The sequence below is a fragment of the Bradyrhizobium sp. Leo170 genome, from assembly GCF_004296405.1.
Classification (GTDB): domain Bacteria; phylum Pseudomonadota; class Alphaproteobacteria; order Rhizobiales; family Xanthobacteraceae; genus Bradyrhizobium.
The window spans coordinates 43,479-68,207 of the sequence record NZ_PSRR01000009.1 but is presented as its reverse complement, the minus strand read 5'-3'; the positions used below and the strand labels follow the sequence as shown (position 1 = coordinate 68,207).

Below are 24,729 nucleotides of genomic sequence, written 5' to 3'. Positions count from 1 at the left end.
TAGGCGCCTTTAGGTGTTTCGCGATGTAGCGGACCCCCGCGACCAAGGAAAATAGGGGCTCTTTTGCCCTTCTTCCTCCGGCGCGTCCAATTTCCGGCTCGGTCTGGCGGGACGTCCAGCGATGGTTGCGTAAACAATGGTTGCTTGGTCTGGCAATCGCGGCCGCTTCCGCTTGTTTCAGCCAGTGCGTCTGACTAACGACGATTGGCGTCTCGTTGGCCGACGATACGAACCCGTTCTACACGGCGCGCTAGTGTGACGGAGACGCTGAATCGACTTCACGACGAGGGATGAGTCGTAAAAGCTCGCGGAGCCCTCCACGTTCGGAATCGCAAACTCCTCGACCAAAAGGCCTGCCGTTGCTATTCGACAACGCTCCTACCGGACCGAACTGATAGTCGACTATTGAATGTACAGAGCCTCGGCAACCCGTCGAATGCTTCGGGGTTATGATGTTGCGATAGCCCACCCAAGATCACAAAGTCCGACCGACACTGGCGAACTCCCTCCCAAACTAGCGGGCGGAGTGCGTGATAGAGGCTTCGATTGGGGCATCCATGGATACGAAGAGGATCTCATCCGCGTCACCAGCATCGAGCTTGGCGCTGTGAATGCCGGACTCATTGCGAGGATGTGCGCCACAGCGCTCAGCGCCGGCTCGGCGACATAGAGCAACTCGAAGCCGCAGATGTCGCCAATGCCGTCCTCTATGCAGTGACGCAGCCGCGGCACGTGAACGTTAACATACAGTAGTACCTGACCACCCTCGACATTGAATCAGTTTGAGGCCTCCGTCAGTGTCTCAAGGCGTGTGTTCATGTCACATCATACGCTTGGGCAAAGCAGCCGCCAATGCATCCACTGCGAGACGTACCTTGAGTGGTAGGTGTGGCGTTTGTAGCCACAGAGCATGGCAGTCATAAGGAAATGAAGGCTGATCCACCAATAGGGGGACTAGCGTGCCTGCCCGAATGCGTTCGCGAACCAGCCAGTAGGGAAGCCAGGCCAGGCCCATACCGCTGACCGCTGCATCGGCTATCGCGTCGAGGTCATCCAGTCTCAACCGGTTAACGGGGGTAATCCCCACCGGGGCTCCGTGCTTTCTCGGGAAGATCCACGGGCGAATGCGGCCTGACCGACGATAGATGATGGCATTGTGCTTGCCGAGATCCTCGATCTGCTGCGGCGGACCGTTCATCTCAAGATAGGACGGCGATGCGCAGACGATCATGCGCTGGCGCGCGACACGCCGGGCAATCATTCCGACTTTGTTGTCTAAGTCGCCGGTCCGGATGGCAAGATCATAGCCATCTTCGGCGAGGTCGACGAGGCGGTCACTGAAGGATATGTCAAGCTCCAGAGCGGGATATTTCTGCGCAAGCGTCAGTAGAATTGGAGTCACGCACCGTCGGCCGAAGAGCACGGGCATAGTGACACGTAGCTTTCCACAGGGTTGGGATAGCTGATCCGCCGCCAATGCGTCCGCAGCCTCTGCTTCGGCCAGAACCGTCCGGCAGCGTTCATAGTAGGCGCGCCCGAATTCGGTCAGGCTCTGGCGGCGTGTAGTCCGGTTGATGAGGCGTACACCCAGACGTTCTTCGAGAAATCGGACGTGTTTGCCGACCATCGGCCCAGATAGATCAAGCGCAGCTGCTGCAGCCGCGAACGTTCCTAACTCAACGGCTTTTACGAACGCGGCCATGCTAGCAAGACGGTCCATTTCGAAACTCTCAGTTTCTACTGTTTTGCCCAGCATCCTATTTATTTGCGCTGGGTCTGCTGGCAAGTCTCAGTTGACTCAACAATTTTGGGGTACGCTAGAATGGCACGGGTTATTCGATTCCATGAGCATGGGGGTCCTGAAGTTCTCCGCATCGAGAACGTCGATGTTCAGCCGCCAGGTCGGGGTGAGGTCCAAATTCGCGTTAAAGCACTGGGCCTTAACCGGGCTGAAGCGAACTTGCGCAAGGGAGCATACATTGAAGCGGCAACATTACCGTCCAGCCTTGGGCTAGAAGCAGCTGGCGTCATCGAACGGCTCGGAGAAGGCGTAGACGGCTTCGTGATCGGTGACGCCGTTAGTATCATCCCGCCAATTTCAATGGTTCGCTGGCCCACTTACAGCGAGGTCGCGACGTTTCCCGCTGACATCGTAGTCAAGCACCCGGCCTCGCTCAGCTTCGCCTCGGCGGCCGCCGTGTGGATGCAGTACCTAACCGCCTATGGCGCTCTTATCGAAGTGGCCAAGCTGGCCAAGAGAGATTATCTCGTCATTACGGCCGCTTCGAGTAGTGTTGGAATTGCGGCGATCCAGGTCGCGAAGACCGTTGGGGCGCATACTATAGCTATCACAAGGACTTCTCGAAAGAAGCCTGCTCTGCTCGAGTTGGGCGCATCGGAGGTGATTGCTTCAGAAGAAGAGGATCTGGAGCAGAGGCTCAAGGATATTGCTGGCCCCGAAGGGGTACGCGTTGTTCTCGATGCTGTCGGAGGGCCGATATTTAATCCTCTAACCACAGCAATGTCGCGGGGAGGTATCCTCCTCGAGTACGGCGGACTCAGTGCCGAGCCGACCCCGTTTCCATTGTCTGCCGTGCTGGGCAAGATTCTCACGCTCCGCGGCTACCTCGTCCATGAGATCACCGGCAATAAGTCTCGATTGGAGGCGGCGAAGAAGTTCGTCCTAGACGGCCTCGTCTCAGACTCGCTAAAGCCAGTGATCGCCAAGACCTTTCCGTTTGATCAGATCGTCGAAGCGCATCGCTTTCTGGAGTCAAACGACCAATTTGGCAAGGTTGTCGTGACGGTTTGAGCAAGCACTGATTGGACTGGGGGGCGCCAACCGGCACTTCGTACCACCTCGATTACCAATCGCAAATTTGCGAGCGGTGGTGGATCGAAGCAGGAGAGCAACTGTCGCATCGCGTAGGACGCTCAGATGAGATCTTGTCGGCACTCCCGATCCTGCCGATACGTTCGCCGGAGCGCGCCCTTGAGACTGGTGCGGACCTATTCGGAATACAAGGAACTATCGCTCCAACGCCTTCTTCGCCCAATGCGCACATCCGCCATTGTGTCCAGTGCAGGCGATTTGGATAGATCGGCGTTGAAGGGTAAAAGGGCTGCTGATCTCGCAAACGATATGATTGATGCTTTCGGATCTAACGACATGATTAGACTTCCTGCCGATCAATCCGCTCGTGGTCGAGCTTACTTTGAAGGCTTTGTGCGTCGATCATGCCTGCGGGTGAGATTTGAAGCGGTAGCATGCTCGGCAAGCCGCGCGTTGGCCAACGAGACGATCGCCTCGCGAATCCAGCGGTGACCGCTATGCCCATGGGTGCGTTCATGCCAGATCATGCCGACCGAGAATCCCTCGACAGGAAACGGACTTTCAATCAATCGCAACGTCTCGGTCCGTTCGCACACCAAGCGTTCCGGGACCAAAGCAACGAAATCGGAACGTGCCACAATGTCCGGGACAAACAGAAAGGATGCCGCGGACAGTACGACGTTACGTCGAAGTCCCAAGGCTGCTAACGAGATATCCACGGGAGTAACAAAGTCTCGCCCGCGAAGGGATACAATTACGTGCTCGAGTTCCGTGAACTGCTTGATCGATAGTCGGTTTGAAAGGCGAGGGTGATCTTTCCGTCCAATAAGTACGTATCGGTCATGGAATAGGTGTCTGGTGCGGAGGTTGGCGGGCGCGTCTGTCGGAGTCATCAGAGCGAGATCGACATCGCCCCGCGCCATCTGCGCTTCCAGTTGCGGAAGATCAAGGTTGCGGATAGCGATCCGCACCCGGGGCGCCGTTTTCCTTAATTCGAGTACCAGCGGCTCGACCAAAGCATATTGCAAGTAGTCTGTACAAGTGACCGTGATGGTCATCTCAGCTCTGGCGGGATCGAAGTTTCTGTGGCGTGAAACGGTGGATCGAACCTGGTCGAGCGCTTGGCGTACCGGTTCAAGCAATTCGAGCGCCTTGACGGTCGGTGTCATCCCGCGCTGTGCCGGGATCAGCAAGGGGTCGTCAAATACCTTCCTGAGGCGGTTAAGTTGAGCGCTGACGGCAGGCTGACTCAGGTGCAGCCTGGCGGCAGCCCTCGTCACGTTCTGTTCGATTAGAAGCGCTTCGAGGGTAACCAGAAGGTTGAGATCAAGCCGCTTGCTATCCATGACATGAATAGTAGCCGAGCAATTACTCGAGTTCAAATATAGCTAAAACCGGTGTTCTCTGTCGGACGAAGATTCGCCGTTAATGCCTCGGAGTTCGATCTATGAAAGTGGTGCTGGTTTTTGCTCATCCTGAACCGAAGTCGCTCAGCGCGTCCCTCCGGGACGTTGCAGTACAGGAGCTGATTGGGCAAGGTCACGAAGTTCGGGTGTCTGATCTTTACGCCCAGGAGTGGAAGTCTGAAGTCGATCGTGCAGACTTTCCGAACTGGCCGGTCGAAAAGCGTCTCGTTGCGGGCGCGGCATCAAACGATGCCTTCCACGGCGACGCGCTCACATCGGATGTCAAGCGCGAGATCGATAACCTTGTCTGGGCAGACATGCTGATCCTGCAATTTCCACTCTGGTGGTACGGCATGCCCGCGATCCTTAAGGGTTGGGTCGATCGAGTCTACGCGAATGGCTTTGCCTACGGCGTCGGTGAACATAGCGACAAACGATGGGGCGACCGCTTCGGAGAAGGAAATCTCGCGGGTAAGCGCGCGATGCTGATCGTGACAGCCGGCGGTTGGGAGGAGCACTACTCGGATCGAGGAGTGAACGGTCCAATTGATGATCTGTTGTTCCCGATCAATCACGGGGTTCTGTTTTATCCAGGATATGAAGTCCTGCCGCCCTTCGTTGCTTACCGGGTTGATCGCTACAGCCAGGCTGATTTCGAAGCAGTCGCGACGCAGCTCCGGGACAGGATGCGTGCTATCGAAACAACTGCGCCGATAGCCTATAGAAAGCAGAATGGTGGCGACTATTTCATCCCCAGCATGAAGCTGAAGCCTGGGCTTGAAGGTGCTGGCGCGTCCGGCTTCTCGCTGCACGTGAGCAAATCTAAAGCAGCCCGGTTTTGAAGACCGGGTTCTACGGCGCGCAAGAAGATCAGGCTAGCCGACAAATTCCATCACTTGTGATCCAGCAGTGTTTCTTGGATCATTATTTCGAGGCTGCTTGCTGTGACGCCGAGAAGTTGCTCGGTGTCGCTTGCGTCGACGACAAGTGGGTTATCAAACAAGTAGCGCATCTCCACGCCTTCGTGGAAACCGATGTCCTCCAATTCCTCCGTTGTGAGCTCGCTCAATTTAGGCGTCTCAAACTCGAGAGCTGCTGCGAATTTTTCGGTGAGTTCGCGGATTGGCACATGCTGGCTTGGGACGTGAAACGCACGATTCCACTCTCCTGTATAGTGCGCCGCGGACACAAGCGCCTTTGCGGTGTCTTTGGTGAATGACCAAGCGTGGACAGCATCCAGATTACCTGGAAATGAAACCGTCTCCTTCTTCAGAAGGGAGGGAAGGGCGAGTAGCGAAAAATAGGTAATAGCTCCGTCGCCTAGGTAATCGCTTGCACGGACTTCGATCGCGGGAACGCTCGATCTGGCCGCGCGCTCCCACATGATGGCCCTGACTGCGCCTTTTCTGCTGCTCGGATTGAGCGGCGCCAATGGCGAAAGTGGACTTGTGGCACTTTCGCCGTATCCATATAGGTTGCCGAGTACGACGATCTTGGCGCCAGTCTCCTCAGCGGCCTTGACCGTGCCGTCCATGATTGGAAAGAAGTCAGTCGGCCACCTGTCATAGGCCGCCATGGCGCACATGAAGATCGCTTCAGCGCCCTTGCTGATCTCAGCCAACTGAACGGCGTTGGTCGCATCTGCCGAAATGGTGCGTACCGCTTGCGCCTCGATCAAGCCAGGATTTCTGCTCGTCAGGGTTACGCTATGCCCCTCTTCTGCCAGAAGGCGAGCCGTTTCGCGTCCGACTGGGCCTGCTCCCACCACGACATAGTAACTCATGTGCCGATCTTCATCTGCTGTTCGAAGGACTAGCGTTTTTTGGATTTCGAGCAGTTGAAAGTCGAGCACAATTGGCCAAATCTTGAGTACGTTCCGCCAAAGTTCGAGATTGCCAAATGCATTTTCAGATCGGTTCGGCGCTGCCCCTCGAGACCACGTTAAGGCTTGTTGAACCAGGCGCCTGCGTACTCCCCCCGATTGATGCCCACAGGATTGTCGTACACCTAAGCCGTGCCACCCGCACTTTTTGTCGTGAGACTGGATCTGCCGCTTTGCGGGAAATCGGCGACATCGATCTCATTCCCTCTGGCGACACCGGAGGCTTCGACGCAGAAGCGGCTTACCAGTCCCTTGAAATCCGTCTCGCTCCGGTGGTGCTGGACCGTGTAAGGGCCGAGATCGGGCGAATTACAACCGCAAACGGGTTTGAAAAACGCCATATGCTTCGTCACGATCGGATCTTTAATCTGGCTCGATCTATCGAGCACGATCTTTCAGTGAAATCAGCAAGCGATCTCCTATATGCCGAGAGCATCGGGATCGCGCTAGCAATTCAATTGCTTGGGCTGCGTGACGAGCCGCTCGATCCGCTGGCTCGTCTCTCGCCAATTCAGCTCAAGCGAGTGTTGACCTATATCGATGAGAAACTGGATCAGCCTCTTACGCTCGAAATATTGAGCCGGGAGGCGGGCGTCAGTAATTCGCATCTGCGAACATGGTTCAAGGTCGCCATGGGATTGACGGTTCATCGCTACGTATTGCGGAGGAGGGTGGAACGAGCGCGTTTCCTTCTGCTGCAGGGAGAGTTGGGCCCAAGCGAGGTCGCGTTGGAGGTCGGCTTTGCCCACCAGTCACATATGGCGCGATGGATGCGTCGAGAGCTTGGTTGTAGTCCAGGGGACCTACGTCGAACTGCTATCAATCGATAGTTCCGACTTTGCTCCGCGCCCGATTGTCCGGCCCGCGAGCCTCCAATTCAATTTGATCGGCCGTGATCGACGGGGAAGTCGTTCCCGGGCCTTGTAGACAGATCGATATATTTGCGGGATCGGAGCCGATATGTAGCAATTCAATTTTCTGAATTGACTGTGCCGATTTGAGTTTGGGCGCCTCAACTGTCACTAACTCCTCGACACCAGCTCCCAAGCTCTCGTGAGGAAGTTCCTTGACAAAATTCGCGCAAGTCCAGGCGCCCGGCCTGAACAGAAGACAAATTGGCGATTACACCGTAACCGCGGTTGTGGATGGCATCATTGATGTGCCGTTCGAACTGCTGACCGGGATCAAGCCGGCCGAAGCTGAAGAAATGATACTGGCGGCAGGGCGCCCGCGCTCATCGGCAATGACGGTCTCGGCTTACATCATCGAAGGCCGCGGCAGGACGATCCTCATAGACGGAGGGGCCGGCGGTATCAACGGTTGGGGTGGGCTCCAGGTTGCGCTAGCTGCTGCCAACATTGATCCGCGTCAGATCGACCATGTGCTTCTCACACACGCGCATCCGGATCACGTCGGAGGCTTGGTTGGCGCATCGCCGTCGGCCGTCCAATTTCCCAATGCAGAGCTCGTCCTCCACGAGGAAGAATATAAATTTTGGAGTGACGATGGCAATTTGAGCCGTGCGCCAGAGGCTGCGCAGCCATTTTTTCATCTCGCCAGAAGCGTCTTTGCCGCTTACGGAAATCGGCTGCGGACCGTCACCACGGGTGACGTCGCGCCCGGTATCGATCTCGTCCATCTACCTGGCCACACGCCGGGACACAGTGGTTACAGAATAAGTTCAGGGGCGGAGAGCCTTCTCATTTGGGGTGACATTGTTCATTACCCGAACATACAGGTTCAAAGGCCGGCAGTAACGATAGCTTTCGATGTGGATTCCGCCGCCGCTTCGACGACGCGCCGTGCAGTATTGGCTATGGCGGCGGCCGAGAATCCTCTTATCGCTGGCATGCACCTGAATTTTCCCGGCTTTGCCCGTGTGCGAGCGTCGGGCGATTCCTACGCCATCTTCGATGAGCCGTGGTGCCCGATCTTGATCTAACTGAGCCGCGCTCCGGTGCCGGCGCATCTTCTGGCTCCTCCGCGGGATTCCGTCCTCGATGCTTAGCGTTGGAGTTCGAATGTGGGCGGGCACCGGAGGCCTCTCGAGGGACTAGCCGTCGTCGAGATCGTGCGCGCCGTCCCGGATGCTTGATGCAGGCTGGGGCCGCGCTTTGGTCGGAATAGGATTTACGGCAGAGATCGCGCGACGTCAGCAATTGCCCCTCGGAACCAGATCATGCCTGGATCCACATGGCTGGAGGCATGCCACACCACGGAAATCTGAAAAGGCGCTACAGGAAAGGGCAGCGGGCTCACTGCGAGACCGTGCGCTTTGGCTGCACTTCTCCCGAATAGCCGTGGAACCGTCGCTATTGCCGCAAGAGATTCGAGTAGCGCTGGAAGAGCGTGAGCGTGCGGAGTGGATACTACGATCTTGCGGCTCAGTTTCTTCTGTTCGAGCGTATCGTCGACCAGTCTGCAAGCTTTTTCCTTCAAATCGACCGCTACGTGTGGAAGCTCGAAGTAGGTTTCAAAGGTAATTGACGGGACTTTTTCCAGGAGGGCCAAGCTGTGTAGGCAAACATAATTATCGTCGAACAAGACCTTGCGTTTGTGCACAAGACCCCCTTCCGAAACATTTCCGACGGCGACATCAATTTCACCTCTATCCAACATGTCCGTTGCCTTTTGATGCTCGAGCGAATGAAGTTCCAACCGCGCATGAGGCGCCGCCTCTAAGCAAAATCTTGCCAAGGGCGGGACAAGCACACTTTCCAGATAGTCGGGAATGCCAAGCTTGAATACCCGGTTAGTCTCGGCAGGAGAGAAGGCGATCGCATTGAGCAGGTCTCGATCGATATGGCGCAGTATCTCTGATGCCGTCTTTACGATTGTGGCACCACGGGGCGTCGGAGACATGCCTGCGCCGTTTCGGACGAAAAGCTCGTCACCGAAAAGTTCGCGCAACCGGCCGAGCTGATGGCTGAGGGATGACTGGTTTATGCGGAGCTTGCTTGCCGCTTTCGTAACACCACCGGAAGAGCTGATAGCATCCAGTGCGACCAAAAGATTTAAGTCAACTTCAGCAAGGCGGGCATGATTGATTGTGGTTTCCTGCATGGATATTTCCGCTGTGAAGACTCTGTTCTAGCTGCTCTTGGGCCACCCCCGCCGCACTGTGCTTGCGGCCAATTAAACTTGGCTATCTTGCCGAAATCGACTCGTCGTGGGGCTGCGGCGTTCACTAGTTTCGAAGCAAGTGGAGCGTTTGTTAACATCGGAAAGATAGATGTCGCGGTAAGTATGCTTGGTAGGCCTGGGCTTGCAAGAGCGCAGGGCAATCTAGGAGCCGTATTGCCGAGCGCACTGAGATCTAAGGAAATCAACGCAGGCGCCCTTGTTCGAAACGAACGGCGAGTGCGCGATCGATACAATCATTCCAAGGTTTACGCCTTGGGCGCGAACAATCTTCACCTTATCTTTGAATTCTGCGGTGATTTTGCCTCGCGGCAGAATGCCGATACCTGCTCCCTCGTGGATCAGCGATACCTGAAGTTCGACGTCGTAGACTTCGGCCGCCAGGCGAAACTGACCTCCATCGCGCTCGATCAAATCATGCAGCGCGCGTCGCGCGCCGCATGATTTGTCGGGGAGCAGAACCCACGGATATTGAGAAAGTTGCTTCAGATTCGAATGTCTCGGCAATGGGAGATCTTTTGGAGCGACGATCACGATCTCCTCATTACCGACGACGTGTCCAAGGGGAGTCAGAAGATCCGGGTCGTTGCCGGCGAACACCAAAATAGCCGCGTCGGGACGGCCGTCTTCGACCTGATCAACAAGCTCCGGGGTCCACCCGCTGGCCAATGACAGCTCGAGCCTCGGATAACGAAGGCGCAGTTGGTGCATCATTTCGGCCAGACCAGCATCAGCAAGCGAATGTGACACCCCGATTCGAAAGGGACCGGAAGGATCGGCGTCCGCGGCCACGGTTTGCTTGAGGTCGTCAATCGAAGCGAGCACGGCGCGAGCGCGATTTAGAACCACTAGCCCTGAGGCAGTTAGCGCTGGAGGCTTTACGCGTCGATCCAGAAGATCCGTCCGGAGCAAATGCTCGAGCCGCTGTATCTGCCGCGTTACGGCCGGTTGGGTGAGCCGAAGGCGTTCGGCGGATCGCTTAACCGATCCCGTGTCCGCCAGAAGAACAAAAGCTCTCATTTCGTCGAGCATATAAATTCTCGGCATTATCATCGTACAGATTATGCATTTGCATACAGAAGGGCTACGGTCAATGTAGTCGCCGGCTACGCTTTGTGCGCAGGCAGAACCGGGAGCGATCAATGAAGGCGATCACCATCCAACGTCACGGCTTCCAGGGGTTGGCTCCAGTCGAGCGCGAATATCGCGCGCCTCTCCGACGCGAGGTCCGGTTGCGGATGCGCGCCGTCAGTTTGAACTATCGTGATCTGGAAATCGTCTCCGGGACGTTTGCAACAGCTTACAACTTGCCATTGATACCGATCTCGGACGGCGTCGGAGAGGTCGTCGAGGCCGGTCAGGACGTCGCGCGCTTCAAGCCGGGAGATCGTGTCTGCTCGGCTTTCTGGGGTGAATGGAACGACGGCGGCTTCGATATCGCGAAGGCGGGGAAGTCTTTGGGCGGTCCCGGAGATGGCTTGCTGCAAGAACAAGTCACACTGGACGAGCAGCGATTGGTGAAGATCCCCGACGCGTTATCGGACGGCGAGGCTGCCGCCTTTCCATGTGCCGGCTCCACCGCTTGGCAGGCGCTCGTTTCGTTCGGCCAGATCCGGCCGGGAGATGTAGTTGTCGTTCAAGGGACGGGAGGGGTCGCACTATTCGGCCTTCAACTGGGGTTGATCGTCGGTGCGAAGGTGATCGTTTTGTCGAGCAGCGACAAAAAATTGGAGCGAGCAAAGGCTCTAGGTGCTTTGGCGGGAGTTAACTACCGCGGAACGCCAGCCTGGTCGGACGAGGTCCTTGAGTTGACGGCGGGGCAGGGGGCCGACCATATTCTCGAAACTGGCGGACCTAGCAGCTTTGCCCAATCGCTCAAGGCAGTCCGTTCCGGGGGGCGAATTAGCGTGATTGGATATCTGGGAGGGGCCCAGGGCAGTATCAATCCGCTCGATATCTTCCGAAAGCAAGCTACCGTCCAGGGCATTCCTGTTGGTTCTCGTTCGTCGCTTGAAAGCCTGCTGAACGCCATGGCCGCGAGTTCGAGGCGGCCCGTCCTCGACAGCACGTTCGACTGGAACGATGTTGGCCCCGCGCTCGAACGCCTGCATTCAGGTGAACACTTCGGAAAAATCGTCCTTACCTTTTGAGCGCCGCCCACCAAATCTGGCAGGGCGGAGCCATATGCCCCGCTGTCAATGGTCATATGGCGTCAAAAATACTTTCGATCACCGATGAATTTTGCTCGCTACCCCGGTCTTATCACTAGGAGGTAGGCGTCCTTGTCCGCGGAAATCCTAGATCAAAACCGCAAATTGAGTCGTAAACGGGTACGTACACGACCTCGGTCACCGGCGCGAGCTTTGCTGTAGTTCCGCCGTTCGCGATGGAGGCTCTGAGGTCAGCAGCGAAGAGTAGCGAGGCGCAGCTCACAAGGCGTACCGCTAGGCCGCGGCGGGCTCTGCTGTTGGATGGATGCGACCGATGCTTTCGCCCCTTTTCCATCAGTCTGTATGGCGTCTCCCGAAATCATGGGACAAAGTAACTAAGCCGATGCAATACGCTCTCTTATATTATGGCTCCGAAGAAATGATTGCCAAGTTCGACCGACGAGACGATTCGATTGCCGACGTTGATCCGAATGGTCCTGATGAGGTGCGCTCAGAGACCCGACTGGACGTCCAACTCCTTCCGACGACGACGGCTGTCGTTGTTCGAGGCGGGCCGGTGTCTGCAATTATTGACGGGCCATTGATTGCGAGAAAGCAGGATCTGTTGAGTCTTAAGATTATTGAAGCACCCAACCTCGATAGAGCGCTGGCTTTTGTGGAGGCCTCCTTTCAAGACGCGGTTGGTATGACCGCCTGCGAGATTCGGCCGCTTGCCGGCCTTCAAAGGCCATAAGAGAGGCGCCGCGCCTCCGAGCGGAGCAAGTTTCACCAGAACCGAGAACATCAAGGTTTCGAATGTTCCTTGGCGGCGGCAAGCAGACCGGGGATGCTGCCGCTTGAGAGACCGCGCTCGCGATTGTTAGGTCGCCATCGCCCCTTCGCCAACGAAGCGGATCACAAAATAATCGTGCGGCACCGATGAGTTTTGCCCGCCACTCCGGTCTTACGCACGAGGTCGCTCGGGATCACCGGGCGAACAAGAGAACAAGCAGGAAGACAGAGATGATGCTGAAGGACAAGGTTGCAGTGATCTACGGGGCTGGAGGCGCGGTTGGGGGCGCTGTCGCGCGCGCTTTTGCACGCGAAGGAGCCAAGCTATTTCTCACCGGCCGCAATCGAGCCTCGGTTGAAGCCGTCGCAAAAGAAATCGCTTTTGATGGCGCCGCGGTCCAAACGGCAGAAGTTGATGCTCTCGACGAGGGGGCGATCAGCCGTCATCTCCAGTCGGTAGTTGACGAGGCCGGTCGTATTGACATCTCTTTCAATGCCGTCGGGATCCCGAATACCAATTTGCAGGGGGTGTCTCTGGTCGATCTCGCGTTGGACCAGTTCTTGCGGCCAATCGTGACTTACACGGAATCGTACCTTTTGACCGCGCGTCAGGCCGCTCGCAGGATGGTCGAAAGAAAATCAGGTGTGATCATGACGGTCACGTCAACCCCCTCGCGAACCGGCATTCCGATGATGGGCGGGGTCGGTCCGGCCATGGCCGCCGTAGAAGCGCTCACCCGGAACCTTTCTGCCGAACTTGCGCGCGATGGCGTTCGAGTGGTTGGTCTTCGACCGCTCGGCATGCCGGACTCTGGCACGATCAGAGAAGTCTACGGTCTTCATGCCAAAGCATGGGGAATTTCCTGGGACCAGTTCCACGATCTGATCGCAAGCAGAACCCACACGCGTCGGCTGACGACCCTTGCTGAGATGGCAAACGTGGCTGCTTTTATCGCCTCCGATCAGGCGAGCGCGACGACTGGTACTATCGTCAACATGAGCCTGGGAGCCCTCGACGACTAGCGTCATGCTTCGAATCTGCCAGCGTGATCGTGCCGTTCGACCGCTCGATCCGGGTGGTCGGCGGACGGCAGAAGGCGGTTGATCTGTTCTCGACTGCGATTTGTCGGCGTCCCTCCGAGCGGGGCACAGTTTACTTAGAGGAATCCATGAAACTCACCGGTCGCACAATCCTCATCACCGGAGGTTCTGCCGGCATTGGTCTTGCGTTCGCGCTTAAGTTCGTCGGGCTCGGGAACCAGGTTATCGTGACGGGTCGGCGCAAGGCCGTGCTCGACCAAGTGAAGCTACAGTATCCGAAAATACAAACGATCCAGAGCGATGTCGCCGATCCAACTCAGATTGCTGCACTTGCTGCACGCGTGAAGGAGGATTTCCCGCAGCTTGACGTGCTAATGAACAACGCCGGTATTAGCCTTTATAAGAACCTCAAGGGCACAGTAGCCGATCTTGCTGGTTTGACGGTGGAGCTAAACGTCAACGCGGGGGGCGTGATCAGAATGACTTCCGCCTTCATCGACATGCTAAAGGCTAACAAAGGTACGCTCATCAACGTGTCTTCTGCCTTGGCGTTCGTGCCCTTGCCATGCTTGCCGATATATTGCGCGACCAAGGCGGCGATCCACTCGTACACCCAATCGCTTCGCTTCCAGTTGGAGGAGACTGGTGTGGAGGTCATCGAACTCATGCCTCCGGCGGTCAAGACTGAGATGACGGCTGACCTTCGCGAAAACGATGGCATCACCATGATCACAACCGAACAGCTAGTGAAACAATCATTCGAGGGATTCAAAGCAGGCGTTCCCGAGATCCGGCCGGGGCAGTCGAAGCAGCTCGCATTCATGCGCCGACTCGCGCCGAATTTTATTAACGGACAGCTCTGGAAGGCTTCCAGAAAACTCGTGCCCGCGGGAGTTAATGACTCCAAGCCAACGCGTCTATCTTACACCTGACGTATGCGTGGCCGCCTGCGGTTAATCTAAAGCGCGCCTGAGCCGAAGTTCTTCTGCGAGCCGTTTGGAAGGCTCCCAAGGGCGTGGTGGCTTGGAGATGCGTACCACTCAGTAAGCCCACCTGCGAAAAAAGATGACCTCACCGATGAATTTCGGTCGTCGAGCCGGTCTTATTTATCGTCAGGCAGACATAAACGCCCAACGCTAGGAGAGTAGCATGCTTGCATTGACGGGCAAGGACATCGTGGTGATCGGAGGCAGCCGAGGCGTGGGGCGCCGTATCGTGGAGGCAGGTCACAGCAACGGCGCGCGCGTGCTTGCTGTCGCTCGGCAGGAGGAGCCCCTTAAGCAGTTGCAACAAGAACTGTCTGACGTCCAGATCATGTCGCTCGACGCAACGGACGAGGATGCGCCCCGCAAAATATTCGACGTCCGCCAGCCGAGCGTCCTTGCCATTTGTGCCGGGGCTTTCCCGCCCGCCGCCCCACTCCATGAGCAGAGCTGGCAGGAGTTCGGGAGAAATTGGGAGGCTGACGTCCGGATAGCTTTTAACTTCTGCAAAGCAGCAATATTGCGCCCGTTGCCCTTAGGGACCAAGATCATTCTGGTGTCGAGCGGCGCTGCTCTCGCAGGATCCCCAAACTCGGGAGGATACGCTGGCGCCAAGCGAACGCAGATGTTTATCGCAAACTATGCACAGAAGGAATCGGACCGTCTCGGGCTTGAGTTGCGGTTCATATCGTTAGCACCGCGCATCATGCCGGATACGGACTTAGGGAGGCATGCGATCGCTGGTTATTCTCGATATCTCGGCATATCGTCCGCGGACTTCGTGCGGAGTATGGCCTCTCCGCCGACATCATCGCAGGTGGCGACCGCATTTATTGAGTTGGCCGCAAATACTGGGCCAATCGAGGGAAATACGTTCATCGTGTCAGGCCGGGGGCTCGAAGCAGTGCCTCAATGACCCGACTGGCGCTCGATACTAGCTTTCATTGCGCAGGCACAGTCTTCGACAAGTGTATTCTGGCTGTCAGGACTTGAAGGATGTTGTCCGAATGCAAATATCCAGCTGCCATGACAGCAACTGAAGCACCAAACTCAAAGAGAGAGTTGAATCGCCCCGACGATGCGTTTGGACGGCGCATTGAGCCCTTTCGCCGAGAGCTTAAATTGCATTGCTATCGGATGCTTGGGTCCGTTCACGAAGCCGAGGATGCGGTTCAAGATACATTCTTGCGGGCTTGGCGCAGCTTCGATCGATTTGAGGGGCGAGGATCTTTCCGGGCGTGGCTGTATCAAATTGCAACGAACGTGTGCTTGAATACTCTCGCCGCTCGAAAGAATGCTCCGCGCCTGCTCCCTAACGATTTGCTGCCTACGGCGGGCACGCGCATGCCGGACGGTACGTCGGTTACCGACGTGCCGTGGCTAGAACCGTATCCGAACTCGTTTCTTGAGGGCATTGACGAGTCGGCGAATCCGGAGGCGCGATATCTATCACGGGAATCTGTCCAACTCGCCTTCGTTGCCGTAATACAGGGCTTGCCTCCCCGTCAGCGAGCTGCGCTTCTGTTGTGTGACGTGCTGGGTTGGTCTGCGAACGAGGCTGCTACTCTCCTTGGCGGCTCAGCAGCTTCGATCAACAGTATCTTGCAGCGGGCGCGCGAGACGCTTTCCAAGCGCTACCCCGATGGTCGCCCAGCAGCGTCGCGCTCGCCCAATCCGTTTGAGCAGGAACTTCTAAGTCGTTACTTGAACGCCTGGGAGCGGCTCGACGTCGACGGTCTTGTGGCTCTGCTTAAAGAGGACGCGACTTACACGATGCCGCCGAAAGCACAGTGGTACGCCGGTCGGACGGCTATCGGTAATTTCTTCGAATGGGCATGGAGAGCTTACGAGAGCTTTCGCCTAGTTCCAACGGCCGCTAACAATCAGCCCGCGTTCGCAGCATACTCTCGTGCCAGCAGCGAAACGCCTTGGACCGCACATTCCATCCATGTTCTTACGGTCGAGAACGGCGCCATTTCCACATTGACGCTCTTCGCAAAGCCCCTAGCGCAAAGTTTGTTTTCGGTCTTCGATCTTCCTCACATCATCCCCATCGTAACCGATGATTTTCCGAATCGAGACCAGAACTCGTATTAGGCGGCCAACGGGATCAGCCTCGGGCGGTCAGAGCAAGAAGGTGGCGCTTGAGCGCTGATGCTCGGCACGCGACTTGTATTGGAAGAACCGTTCCAAGGGTTCGCACCGGTTCTGGCGCAGTGATACGCTGAGGACTTCGCCGACTTCGTTCGCAAGACGAGGATATCACGTTGCCGGCCACCGAATCGGATCCGAGGTTGCTCGAACTACTCGCCCGATTTGGGACGCTCCTCTTGAGCGAGGCGAAATCGAGGTCGTAGAATGGTTCTGAGCATGATCATATCAACCACTGCTCAGTCGCAAGCAAATGCGATCGTAGGAAATTCAAGGTGCACTATCCGAGCTCGCTGTTGTCTGCGTTGTAGACCTGTTTGAGACAGGAGGAAATCGTGAAGACTTACCAGCTCTATATCAATGGCCAATACGTCGATCCTGCCAACGGAGAGTGGTTCGAGTCGATCGACCCTTATAGTGGCGAACCTTGGGCGAAGATTCCGCGCGGGTCTAAGGCGGATGCGGATAAGGCCGTGAAGGCCGCCAACGAGGCGATGTGGCGCGGGCCGTGGTCTAAGATGACAGCGTCCGCGCGCGGCAAGGCCATGCGAAAGCTGGGCGACCTCGTCGCCGTGAATGCGGAGCGCCTCGCCGAAATCGAGGTGCGTGACAATGGCAAGCTAATGGCCGAGATGCTGGGGCAGCTTCGCTATCATCCGGAATGGTGGTGGTATTTCGGCGGGCTCGTCGACAAGCTCGAGGGCGGCCTTGTTCCGATCGACAAGCCTGAGACCTTTGCCTACACGACGCATGAGCCCGTCGGCGTCGTCGCGGCACTTACGGCCTGGAACTCGCCGCTGCTATTCGTTGCCTGGAAATGTGCCGCCGCGCTCGCCGCCGGTTGCGCCGTCATCGTCAAGCCATCAGAATTCACCTCTGCGAGCACACTGGAATTCGCTGCGCTGACGAAGGAGGCCGGCATACCCGATGGCATCTTCAACGTGGTCACGGGTTTCGGGCCTGAGATCGGCAGCGAATTGATCGCGCATCCAGGCGTCGCCAAGATCACGTTTACCGGCTCGGACGCGACAGGCGCAAAAGTCTATGAGACGGCTGCGCGCAGTCTGAAACGCGTGTCGCTCGAACTTGGCGGGAAGTCCCCCAATATCGTCTTCGAAGACGCCGATCTGAGTGCTGCCGCAGCCGGCGCAATCTCCGGCATCTTCGCGGCGACGGGCCAGACCTGCATCGCCGGCTCGCGCCTCTTGGTGCAGAACTCGATCAAGGAACCGTTTGTCGCGCGCCTCTTGGAATTGGCTCGATCCGCCAAGATCGGCGATCCTATGAAGTCGGACACGAACATCGGCCCAATCACCACGCCTGCGCAGTACAAGAAAGTCCTCGATTACATAGAGGTCGCGAAGAGCGAGGGCGCATGCTGTCTGTTCGGCGGAAAGCCGGCCTCCGGTGATGGCATCATCGGCGGTCAATTTGTCGAGCCAACTATCTTCACCGATGTCGACAACAGCATGCGTATCGCACGCGAGGAGGTTTTCGGACCGGTCCTCGCAATCATCGGATTCGATACCGAGGACGATGCCATCCGCATCGCCAACGATACCATCTACGGCCTTGCAGCTGGCATATGGACCCGCGACCTGGCGCGCGCAGTGCGCGTGCCGAAGCAATTGCGCGCTGGCACCGTCTGGGTGAACACCTATCGCGCCATCAGCTACATGATGCCGTTCGGCGGTATGAAGCGTTCGGGTGTCGGCCGCGAGAGCGGCATCGATGCGGTTCGTGAATATCTGGAGACCAAGAGCGTCTGGATCTCCACCGCACAGGACGTTCCGTCCAATCCCTTCGTCATGCGGTGAGCGGAACGTGACTACATTTGGGTCGGCGGCAGGCCGATGCGAAGGCTGGGACCAAAGCCTTCTGGTTGGACTGCGATCGCCGGCCGAGTAGTTGACACTGCACCTAGCCAGAGGCGGTCGGCGGACTCTGGTTTTGTGGATTCTGCCGGCATTCACCCAGAGGGCGCCTCCTTCGCCATCAATGGCAAAATGATCGATATCTCGATGCGTCAACGGGCAGAGGCGCTTCCCGAACGCGTGCAAGCGATCGCTGCCGAAGGCAATCGGTGTCCAATTAATTAGTATTGACTAATGAATTAGTCATCGCTAATGAGTTCTTTATGCATGTAGCCACCCCCATCGATATCGTGATGCGCGCCCTTGCAGATCCAACCCGGCGCGCCGTGTTCGAGCGGGTGATCAGCACCGGTGAGATTAGCGTAGTCGAACTCACGCGGGAGAGCGGGGTAACGCAAGGCGCCGTCTCCCAACATCTGAAAGCTTTGAAGCATGCTGGTCTGGTCGCCGAACGACCCGAGGGTCGAAAGGTCTATTATCGCGCCCAACCTGAGGGCCTCGCCCCACTTTTCGATTGGATAAGCCATTACGGCGTCTTCTGGCGCAATCGGTTCGCCAATCTTCGTACCCTCCTGAAGGAGATTGATCCATGACTGGCGCCGAATTGAAACCCGACACGCAGGAGATTGTGGTTGACCAGATTTTCCCACATGCGCCTGAGACAATCTGGAAGACACTGACAAACGGCGAGCTGATGAGCCGCTGGATAATGGCGCCCACGGGATTCGAGCCGGTAGAGGGCAAGCATTTTACGTTCCAGACAAAGCCGGCCGGCGCCTGGGACGGTACCATTCACTGTCAGGTACTGGAGGTGAAGCGCAACGAACGCCTCGCCTATGCTTGGAAGGGAGGACACGAGGAGAACGTCGGATACGGCTCACTATTGAATACAGTGGTCACATGGACGCTTTCGAAGGTCGAGAACGGAACGCGCCTTCGGCTTGTCCATTCCGGCTTCGTCCTGCCAAGGAACGATACGGCTTACAAGAACATGAGCGAAGGCTGGAAAAACGTTCTCAAGAACATCGGTAGTACTGCCAACGAGCAGGCTTGAGTGCAACGAAGGCAATCGTCTCCGCCCGCCCATATCGGGTGAGCGAAAGTTTGATACCCTCAGATCTTTTTGCGCCAGCGGCGATTCTATGAAGGTGAGAAGACATGAACGAGCCCTATACCGGTGGATGCGCCTGCGGCGCGATTCGTTACAAAATGTCCGCCGAACCCGTGATGATGACCGATTGCCAGTGTCGTCAATGCCAGCGTGAAAGCGGCACGGGGCACTTGTCCCACCTGATCTTTCCGCGTTCAGCGACGAGCATCCAAGGAGAGGCGACGCATTGGGAGTTGGTCGGTGATAATGGCACCGTCAAAATACGCGCCTTCTGCCCTACTTGCGGGTCACCGGTCTACGCGACGTTTCGCGACATGCCGAATTACCTAGTTGTGCGCGCTGGGAGTCTTGATGATCCTAGCCGGTATAGGCCACAACAGGTCACATGGACGGCAGCTGGTTATGCTTGGGACCACCTCGACTCAGCTCTTCCGAAGTTCGAAAAAATGCCCCCAGCGTGACACATGGGGTAGCCAGATCAAAACGAGCGACGGCGGGAGCATCGACCTGCTGGTGCCCGGCGGAAAGATCGATGCCGGCCTGTCCTTCGTTACACCGGACATCACTGGCGGATTCCCCAAGACGCCCGGCCTGCTCGGTATCATCACGCTGTGGGGCGGCGCCATCAACAGCTTCAGCACCGGATCGGTGGAGGTGAACCAGAACCGCATCAAGACCTTCGGTGGCGGCGATATCCTGATCTGGTCGGAAGGCGACATCGACGCCGGCAAGGGCGCGAAGACCGCATTGATCTCAACGCAGCCGGAGGTCACCTACGACCCCTCGACCGGCACCTTCACGACCAAGTTGTCGGGAGGTGCTGCGGGCAGCGGCATCGGCAAGACGCGGCCCGACGTGCCTGCCGCCGACGTCATCTCATTGCTGATGGAGAAATTTCTGACCTCCGCATAGCCCTGTGGGATGTTGGCGACTATCCTGCTTATATCGACCCTCACTGCACTAACGGCCATCCCGCCCCAGGATCAGCAGGCTTGGTGCATGATTATGCGGGTCCACCCGCCCGGAGGAGGATGCGGACGTCATCGAATTTGACCGCGTACTTGCGCTGCCGACGGCTGGACGAAGGGCGCAGCTCGTCGACGATGCAAACGCGAGGCTAAGTATCCGTGTTATTGCAGGTCGCGTGCCGGACAGTTGGTTTGTTGGATCGCCGACTCATGGCCCGCCTTTGCGGGCCATGATCATTACGCGCGTAAGAATAGGCAGCGTGACCGCCGGGGATTTCGCCGCGATCGGCTGCAGCGAAATGGACGGACGGTCACCTCGGGTCACCGGGGGCAAAGTCGGTCGAGAACAACCTTTCCCAGCATGCGGCCGCTCTCAACCAGCGCATGTGCCTCCCGAAGTGAGGTGGGTGTGAGCGGGCCGAGCTTCGTCGTCGCCGTCGAGCGCAGGACGCCGGCTTCGGCGAGCGAGGAGATTTCATCAAGGATCTTATGGTGGGCAATCATGTCGGCGCCACCGAAATGCTGCCGCGTCACCACATCCTCCCAATGCAACGATGCGCTCTTGGGCCGCAGAGGTGCGGCGTCGAGGGATGCGTGGTTGGTGATCACGCCGATCTTGCCCCCTGGTGCAATGATCTTGGTGATCGCAGTCCAGTGCAGGTCCGTCTGATTGAGGGCGGCGATGTGGGTGATGTCCGGCGCGTCAATTCTAGCGAGCTCGTCTGTCATCGACTGCGAATGATCGATCACGTGGTGGGCGCCAAGCGAGAGGCACCAGTCACGGCTCTCGGGACGTGAGGCGGTGGCGATCACGGTTAGTCCGGAGAGGCGCCGTGCGAGCTGGATCAGCATCGAGCCGACGCCACCCGCGCCACCAATGATCAGCAAACCGCCCGCATCGTGTCGCTTTCCCAAGCCAACGCCAAGGCGGTGAAACAGCAATTCCCACGCCGTGAGCGACGTGAGGGGCAGCGCCGCCGCCTGCGCAAAGCTGAGCCGCGCCGGCTTGCGGCCGACGAGGCGTTCGTCGACGGCGTGGAGCTCGGCATTACCGCCGGGCCGGCTCAGACTGCCGGAATAGAAGACCTCGTCGCCAGGGCGAAAAATTGTGACCTCGCTTCCGACATCGACGACGATACCAGCAACGTCCCAACCAAGGATATCGACGGCATCGCTCATCAAGACCTGACCGAGACGGATCTTGGTGTCGACAGGGTTGACGGAGACGCCGCATACTGAGACCAGGAGGTCACGAACACCCGGGACAGGATCCTTCTTGTCGGCGATCGTGAAGCACTGAGGATCGGACAGGACGGCGCCTGGACGGTAAGTGATAGCTTGCATGTAATTTTCCCTCGACGCTGATCTGTCGGAGAAATCGTTACGTAGCTTGTGTTTGCTAGTACGGCCATTTGGCGTACTAGGTTTCCGAAAGGGAACTATGGTATGAAGATCAAGCACTATTCAGACGTGCCGGGGTGCCCGGTGGAGGTGACCCTCGATCTCATCGACGGGCGCTGGAAAGGCGCCATGCTCTTCCATCTGCTTGATGCGGGATGCCTGCGGTTCAACGCGCTTCATCGTCGCCTGCCTGGCATTACGCAGCGGCTCCTGACCAAGCAGCTTCGTGAGCTCGAGGAGGTCGGGCTGGTTCTACGGACCGTCTATGCCGAGGTCCCTCCACGAGTGGAGTATCGCTTGACTGAGGAAGGCGAAAGCCTGAGGCCCCTCGTCGAAATGCTCTCGAAATGGGGAGAAGAAAGACTGAACCGGCAACGCGCGAAACAAGCTCGCGCGCCGCTACTTGCTCGAACAAAGCTCGCTCGAAGTAAATGCAGGACATAAGTCCCGAGAAGGTCATCTTTGAGCATGGATTGCTCAATCAGTCCCTTACCACACGAATCAGCGCTAGCGGGATTTGTTTCGAGCTCATCGCAGAACTGGCGCGCGCGAGATCAGCAGGTCATCCGCCCGGCTTCTTCCAGCCGCGATGATACGCTCCGGGCGAAATACCGTGCAGACGTTTAAAGGCGTGAGCGAAGGCGTATTCGGAAGAATATCCGATCTGAGCAGCGATAGCGGCAAGCTGTAGATCGGAATCTCGCATGAGACGAGTAGCGACCATCATCCGCCACAAGGTCAGATAAGCTGCGGGGGATTGGCCAAGAAGACTGGAAAACCGACGCGCAAATGCGGCGCGCGAAAGCCCTGCTGCACTTGCAAGCGTCGCAACTGTCCATGGCTTTGCCGGTTCACTATGGATACCAGCCAGGGCGGCAGCGATTCGTGAGTCCTTTAGTGCTGCTGACCAACCGGCAGTACGTCTGCGATGGCTGCTCTCGGCCAGCCAAGTCCTAAGAATGTACAAGAACATCAGATCAAGGAGAGCACAGATGGCCGTATCGACTCCCAATAGCCCCCGATCAACCTCCGCTCCCAATAGTTCGATCGTCGCACGCAACTGCCATTGGGCGCCAGCTTCTGCCGGGAAATGCAACATCTCGGGCATCTCCTCCAGCAACGGGTGAAAACAAGAACGATCGAGCAGATAGGCACCACACAACATCGCTACGTTCGCGGACAATGCATTCTTAACGCGGCAGTTCTCGGTCGACTCGAGTTGTTCAATCGAGATATTGCTCGATGTTTCCTGGTCACCATCGAACGATACAGCTGTCGGCTTCTCCATCAGCGCATGGGCTGATCCGCGCGGGAAAAACACGATGTCGCCGGGCCTGAGCTGCGCCGGCTCAAAACCGGGCGCCGCAACCCAACATGTGCCCCGCAGTACCACATGAAACCCCGCTGCCTCGCTTTGTGCCAACCGGCGATGAAAGGGCGAACGTCGATGCACGCGGGCTGAATGGGGTCTTCCCAGTCGGCTCACGCTGATGATGTCGGACAGAAGATCCACGGCAATCGTCTCAATTATTCGATTGAAAGACGAATAAACATGTTTTCGCTCCCATCTCGCATTGTTCGTATCTTACGCGGCGCTACCGTCAGATCAACCTTGATGCAAGGAGCGGTTGTACGATGCGAGTTGCTGTTTACGGAGCCAATGGCTTTCAGGGGAAATTGACCACCGCCATGCTGATGCAGAACGGGATTCAAGCTGTTCTCGTTGGGCGCAATCAAGAGCGCCTGACTGCCGCGGCCGGCGAGCTGGAAATGTCCGCCGTGGAGCTGAGAGTTGCGGAGGCAACGGATCGGCGGGCCCTGCTTCGCGCATTCGAAGGGTGCGGTGCGGTCATCAATTGCGCGGGCCCCTTCACCAGACGCGCAGAGCCGATCGTCAGCGCGGCAATCGCCGCCGGCTATCACTATGTCGACACTGCCGGCGAACAGGGGTTCGTGAAGTCGGTGTTCGATAATTTCTCGGGCGAAGCGCAAAAGGCGGGCGTCACCGTGCTCCCGTCGGCGACCGACGGGGCGGTTCCGGGCGACCTCGTGGCGCATATGATCGCCAGACGGGCGGGCCAGATCGATAGCATCATAGTAGCCCATAAGATCGTCGGAGGCGGCGGTCCATCAAAGGGCTCCTTGCGGTCCGTCGTGGAGACTTGCGGGGATATCGCTGCCGGCGGATTGACCTATGAAGACGGAGCATGGCGAAACGGTGAACCGCTCGACAGGTCCACGATCGCCTTCTTAGGCGACGAAGAGGTGGCCATATCGAAGTTTCCCCTGATCGAGGCGGTTACAATACCGAGGCATGTTTGGGTGCGTCGTGTCGTCGGGGTGATCGAAACATCCATCGCGACGCGACTATCTGTTCCTTTCTCGGAGCAAATGATCGAAGCCGTCTCAAACCCGTCGCCGGACGTCCGGAAGGATCAAACATTTTTGATCGTCTTAGAGGCCACGTCGACCGATGGCGGCGTACTCAGAGGGACGGTGGAAGGTACCGACGCTTATGGAACCACTGCCGCCATTGCCGTTGAATGCACCAGACGGCTCGTGGAGGGCCAAGCAAGATCAGGTGTGCTGGCGGCTTCGCAAGCTTTCGAGCCCGTTGAATTTCTCGACCGCCTAGCTGCCTATAACGTTCGTTGGCGGATCGAGGAGAAGACACGAAAGGCATTCATGCCATGAAGCCACCGTTGAGTGTCGAAATCCGCGATCTGCGATGATGATCGTCGCAGCCTGTCATTCGGCCTGCAATGTTTGCAAGTGACACCCCCGAGTCCTGGCAAGCACACTCAAGTCTCCGAAGAGTGTCGCAGCGTGCGCCGTTCTCGTTGAGAAATGCCGCAACGAATTGGGTGAAACGACCGCGAACAAAACGGGACAGAGGCACCCGCCACAACGAGAAAAATCGATAACTTAGAAAATGTTCACTGCGTTCGGAACGCAGTGGTCTCAACCTATCAGATCGCCACTTGAACCGAATGTCG

Annotated in this window: 24 protein-coding genes; 17 read left to right on the top strand and 7 right to left on the bottom strand. The window is 57.4% G+C overall.

All coding sequences use genetic code 11. The features are described 5' to 3' along the window. Positions 1 to 820: 820 nt before the first annotated feature. Positions 821 to 1,720, bottom strand: coding sequence for a LysR family transcriptional regulator (locus tag CWO89_RS03505; protein WP_130577278.1), 900 nt, complete (start codon positions 1,718 to 1,720; stop codon positions 821 to 823). Positions 1,721 to 1,822: 102 nt separating this feature from the next. Here CWO89_RS03505 and CWO89_RS03500 point away from each other — a divergent pair, with 102 nt between their 5' ends. Further along, on the top strand, positions 1,823 to 2,812 hold the full coding sequence (locus CWO89_RS03500; protein ID WP_130577275.1) for a zinc-dependent alcohol dehydrogenase family protein: 990 nt from the start codon (positions 1,823 to 1,825) through the stop codon (positions 2,810 to 2,812). A 398-nt stretch (positions 2,813 to 3,210) separates the two neighbouring features. Here the strand turns inward: CWO89_RS03500 and CWO89_RS03495 are convergent, their stop codons facing one another. Further along, entirely contained in the window at positions 3,211 to 4,179 is a 969-nt protein-coding gene (locus CWO89_RS03495; RefSeq protein ID WP_130577274.1) for a LysR family transcriptional regulator, read from the bottom strand. 101 nt (positions 4,180 to 4,280) lie between these two features. Between CWO89_RS03495 and CWO89_RS03490 the strand changes: the two genes are divergently transcribed. Continuing rightward, complete coding sequence (locus CWO89_RS03490; protein WP_130577273.1) at positions 4,281 to 5,081, top strand: NAD(P)H-dependent oxidoreductase; 801 nt, start codon at positions 4,281 to 4,283, stop codon at positions 5,079 to 5,081. Between the two features lie 50 nt (positions 5,082 to 5,131). Here the strand turns inward: CWO89_RS03490 and CWO89_RS03485 are convergent, their stop codons facing one another. Continuing rightward, entirely contained in the window at positions 5,132 to 6,022 is an 891-nt protein-coding gene (locus tag CWO89_RS03485) for an NAD(P)H-binding protein (RefSeq protein ID WP_130577272.1), read from the bottom strand. A gap of 116 nt (positions 6,023 to 6,138) precedes the next feature. On the opposite strand from CWO89_RS03485, the gene CWO89_RS03480 reads away from it, so the two are divergent. Then, positions 6,139 to 6,951, top strand: coding sequence for a helix-turn-helix transcriptional regulator (locus CWO89_RS03480; protein WP_130577271.1), 813 nt, complete (start codon positions 6,139 to 6,141; stop codon positions 6,949 to 6,951). A 236-nt stretch (positions 6,952 to 7,187) separates the two neighbouring features. Then, positions 7,188 to 8,063, top strand: a complete 876-nt coding sequence (locus CWO89_RS03475) for an MBL fold metallo-hydrolase (RefSeq protein WP_130577270.1) — start codon at positions 7,188 to 7,190, stop codon at positions 8,061 to 8,063. A 188-nt stretch (positions 8,064 to 8,251) separates the two neighbouring features. Here the strand turns inward: CWO89_RS03475 and CWO89_RS03470 are convergent, their stop codons facing one another. After that, on the bottom strand, positions 8,252 to 9,184 hold the full coding sequence (locus CWO89_RS03470; RefSeq protein ID WP_130577269.1) for a LysR family transcriptional regulator: 933 nt from the start codon (positions 9,182 to 9,184) through the stop codon (positions 8,252 to 8,254). 222 nt (positions 9,185 to 9,406) lie between these two features. Next, positions 9,407 to 10,294 (bottom strand): LysR family transcriptional regulator, encoded by an 888-nt coding sequence (locus CWO89_RS03465; RefSeq protein ID WP_165420974.1) that lies wholly within the window; start codon positions 10,292 to 10,294, stop codon positions 9,407 to 9,409. A 110-nt stretch (positions 10,295 to 10,404) separates the two neighbouring features. Here CWO89_RS03465 and CWO89_RS03460 point away from each other — a divergent pair, with 110 nt between their 5' ends. The 11 genes from CWO89_RS03460 to CWO89_RS03400 all read left to right on the top strand — a co-directional run bounded on the left by CWO89_RS03460 (position 10,405) and on the right by CWO89_RS03400 (position 20,276). Further along, positions 10,405 to 11,412: a zinc-dependent alcohol dehydrogenase family protein gene (locus tag CWO89_RS03460; RefSeq protein WP_130577267.1), complete on the top strand. Its 1,008-nt coding sequence runs from the start codon at positions 10,405 to 10,407 to the stop codon at positions 11,410 to 11,412. 334 nt (positions 11,413 to 11,746) lie between these two features. Next, positions 11,747 to 12,166: a YciI family protein gene (locus CWO89_RS03455; RefSeq protein ID WP_130577266.1), complete on the top strand. Its 420-nt coding sequence runs from the start codon at positions 11,747 to 11,749 to the stop codon at positions 12,164 to 12,166. 269 nt (positions 12,167 to 12,435) lie between these two features. After that, on the top strand, positions 12,436 to 13,227 hold the full coding sequence (locus CWO89_RS03450; RefSeq protein WP_130577265.1) for an SDR family NAD(P)-dependent oxidoreductase: 792 nt from the start codon (positions 12,436 to 12,438) through the stop codon (positions 13,225 to 13,227). Between the two features lie 23 nt (positions 13,228 to 13,250). Continuing rightward, positions 13,251 to 14,177 carry an SDR family oxidoreductase gene (locus CWO89_RS03445; protein WP_245475687.1) on the top strand — a complete coding sequence of 309 codons (927 nt, stop codon included), beginning with the start codon at positions 13,251 to 13,253 and terminating at the stop codon, positions 14,175 to 14,177. 217 nt (positions 14,178 to 14,394) lie between these two features. Next, positions 14,395 to 15,144: an SDR family NAD(P)-dependent oxidoreductase gene (locus CWO89_RS03440; RefSeq protein ID WP_130577264.1), complete on the top strand. Its 750-nt coding sequence runs from the start codon at positions 14,395 to 14,397 to the stop codon at positions 15,142 to 15,144. An 80-nt stretch (positions 15,145 to 15,224) separates the two neighbouring features. Next, positions 15,225 to 16,325, top strand: coding sequence for a sigma-70 family RNA polymerase sigma factor (locus CWO89_RS03435; protein ID WP_245475685.1), 1,101 nt, complete (start codon positions 15,225 to 15,227; stop codon positions 16,323 to 16,325). Positions 16,326 to 16,714: 389 nt separating this feature from the next. After that, a complete protein-coding gene (locus CWO89_RS03425; protein WP_130577263.1) occupies positions 16,715 to 18,196 on the top strand; it encodes an aldehyde dehydrogenase in 1,482 nt (493 codons plus the stop codon). A 320-nt stretch (positions 18,197 to 18,516) separates the two neighbouring features. Next, complete coding sequence (locus CWO89_RS03415) at positions 18,517 to 18,846, top strand: ArsR/SmtB family transcription factor (protein WP_130577262.1); 330 nt, start codon at positions 18,517 to 18,519, stop codon at positions 18,844 to 18,846. After that, positions 18,843 to 19,307: an SRPBCC family protein gene (locus CWO89_RS03410; protein WP_130577261.1), complete on the top strand. Its 465-nt coding sequence runs from the start codon at positions 18,843 to 18,845 to the stop codon at positions 19,305 to 19,307. The genes CWO89_RS03415 and CWO89_RS03410 overlap by 4 nt, the downstream gene beginning before the upstream one ends. Positions 19,308 to 19,411: 104 nt before the next feature. Continuing rightward, positions 19,412 to 19,825, top strand: a complete 414-nt coding sequence (locus CWO89_RS03405; RefSeq protein ID WP_130577260.1) for a GFA family protein — start codon at positions 19,412 to 19,414, stop codon at positions 19,823 to 19,825. A gap of 52 nt (positions 19,826 to 19,877) precedes the next feature. After that, entirely contained in the window at positions 19,878 to 20,276 is a 399-nt protein-coding gene (locus CWO89_RS03400) for a filamentous hemagglutinin family protein (protein ID WP_165420973.1), read from the top strand. A gap of 377 nt (positions 20,277 to 20,653) precedes the next feature. Here the strand turns inward: CWO89_RS03400 and CWO89_RS03395 are convergent, their stop codons facing one another. Further along, positions 20,654 to 21,676, bottom strand: a complete 1,023-nt coding sequence (locus tag CWO89_RS03395; RefSeq protein ID WP_130577258.1) for a zinc-binding alcohol dehydrogenase family protein — start codon at positions 21,674 to 21,676, stop codon at positions 20,654 to 20,656. Between the two features lie 102 nt (positions 21,677 to 21,778). On the opposite strand from CWO89_RS03395, the gene CWO89_RS03390 reads away from it, so the two are divergent. After that, positions 21,779 to 22,177, top strand: coding sequence for a winged helix-turn-helix transcriptional regulator (locus tag CWO89_RS03390; RefSeq protein WP_130577257.1), 399 nt, complete (start codon positions 21,779 to 21,781; stop codon positions 22,175 to 22,177). 118 nt (positions 22,178 to 22,295) lie between these two features. Here CWO89_RS03390 and CWO89_RS03385 read toward each other — a convergent pair whose 3' ends face one another. Beyond that, entirely contained in the window at positions 22,296 to 23,246 is a 951-nt protein-coding gene (locus tag CWO89_RS03385) for an AraC family transcriptional regulator (RefSeq protein WP_130577256.1), read from the bottom strand. Between the two features lie 122 nt (positions 23,247 to 23,368). Here CWO89_RS03385 and CWO89_RS03380 point away from each other — a divergent pair, with 122 nt between their 5' ends. Further along, positions 23,369 to 24,427: a saccharopine dehydrogenase family protein gene (locus tag CWO89_RS03380; protein WP_130577255.1), complete on the top strand. Its 1,059-nt coding sequence runs from the start codon at positions 23,369 to 23,371 to the stop codon at positions 24,425 to 24,427. Positions 24,428 to 24,729 lie beyond the last annotated feature (302 nt).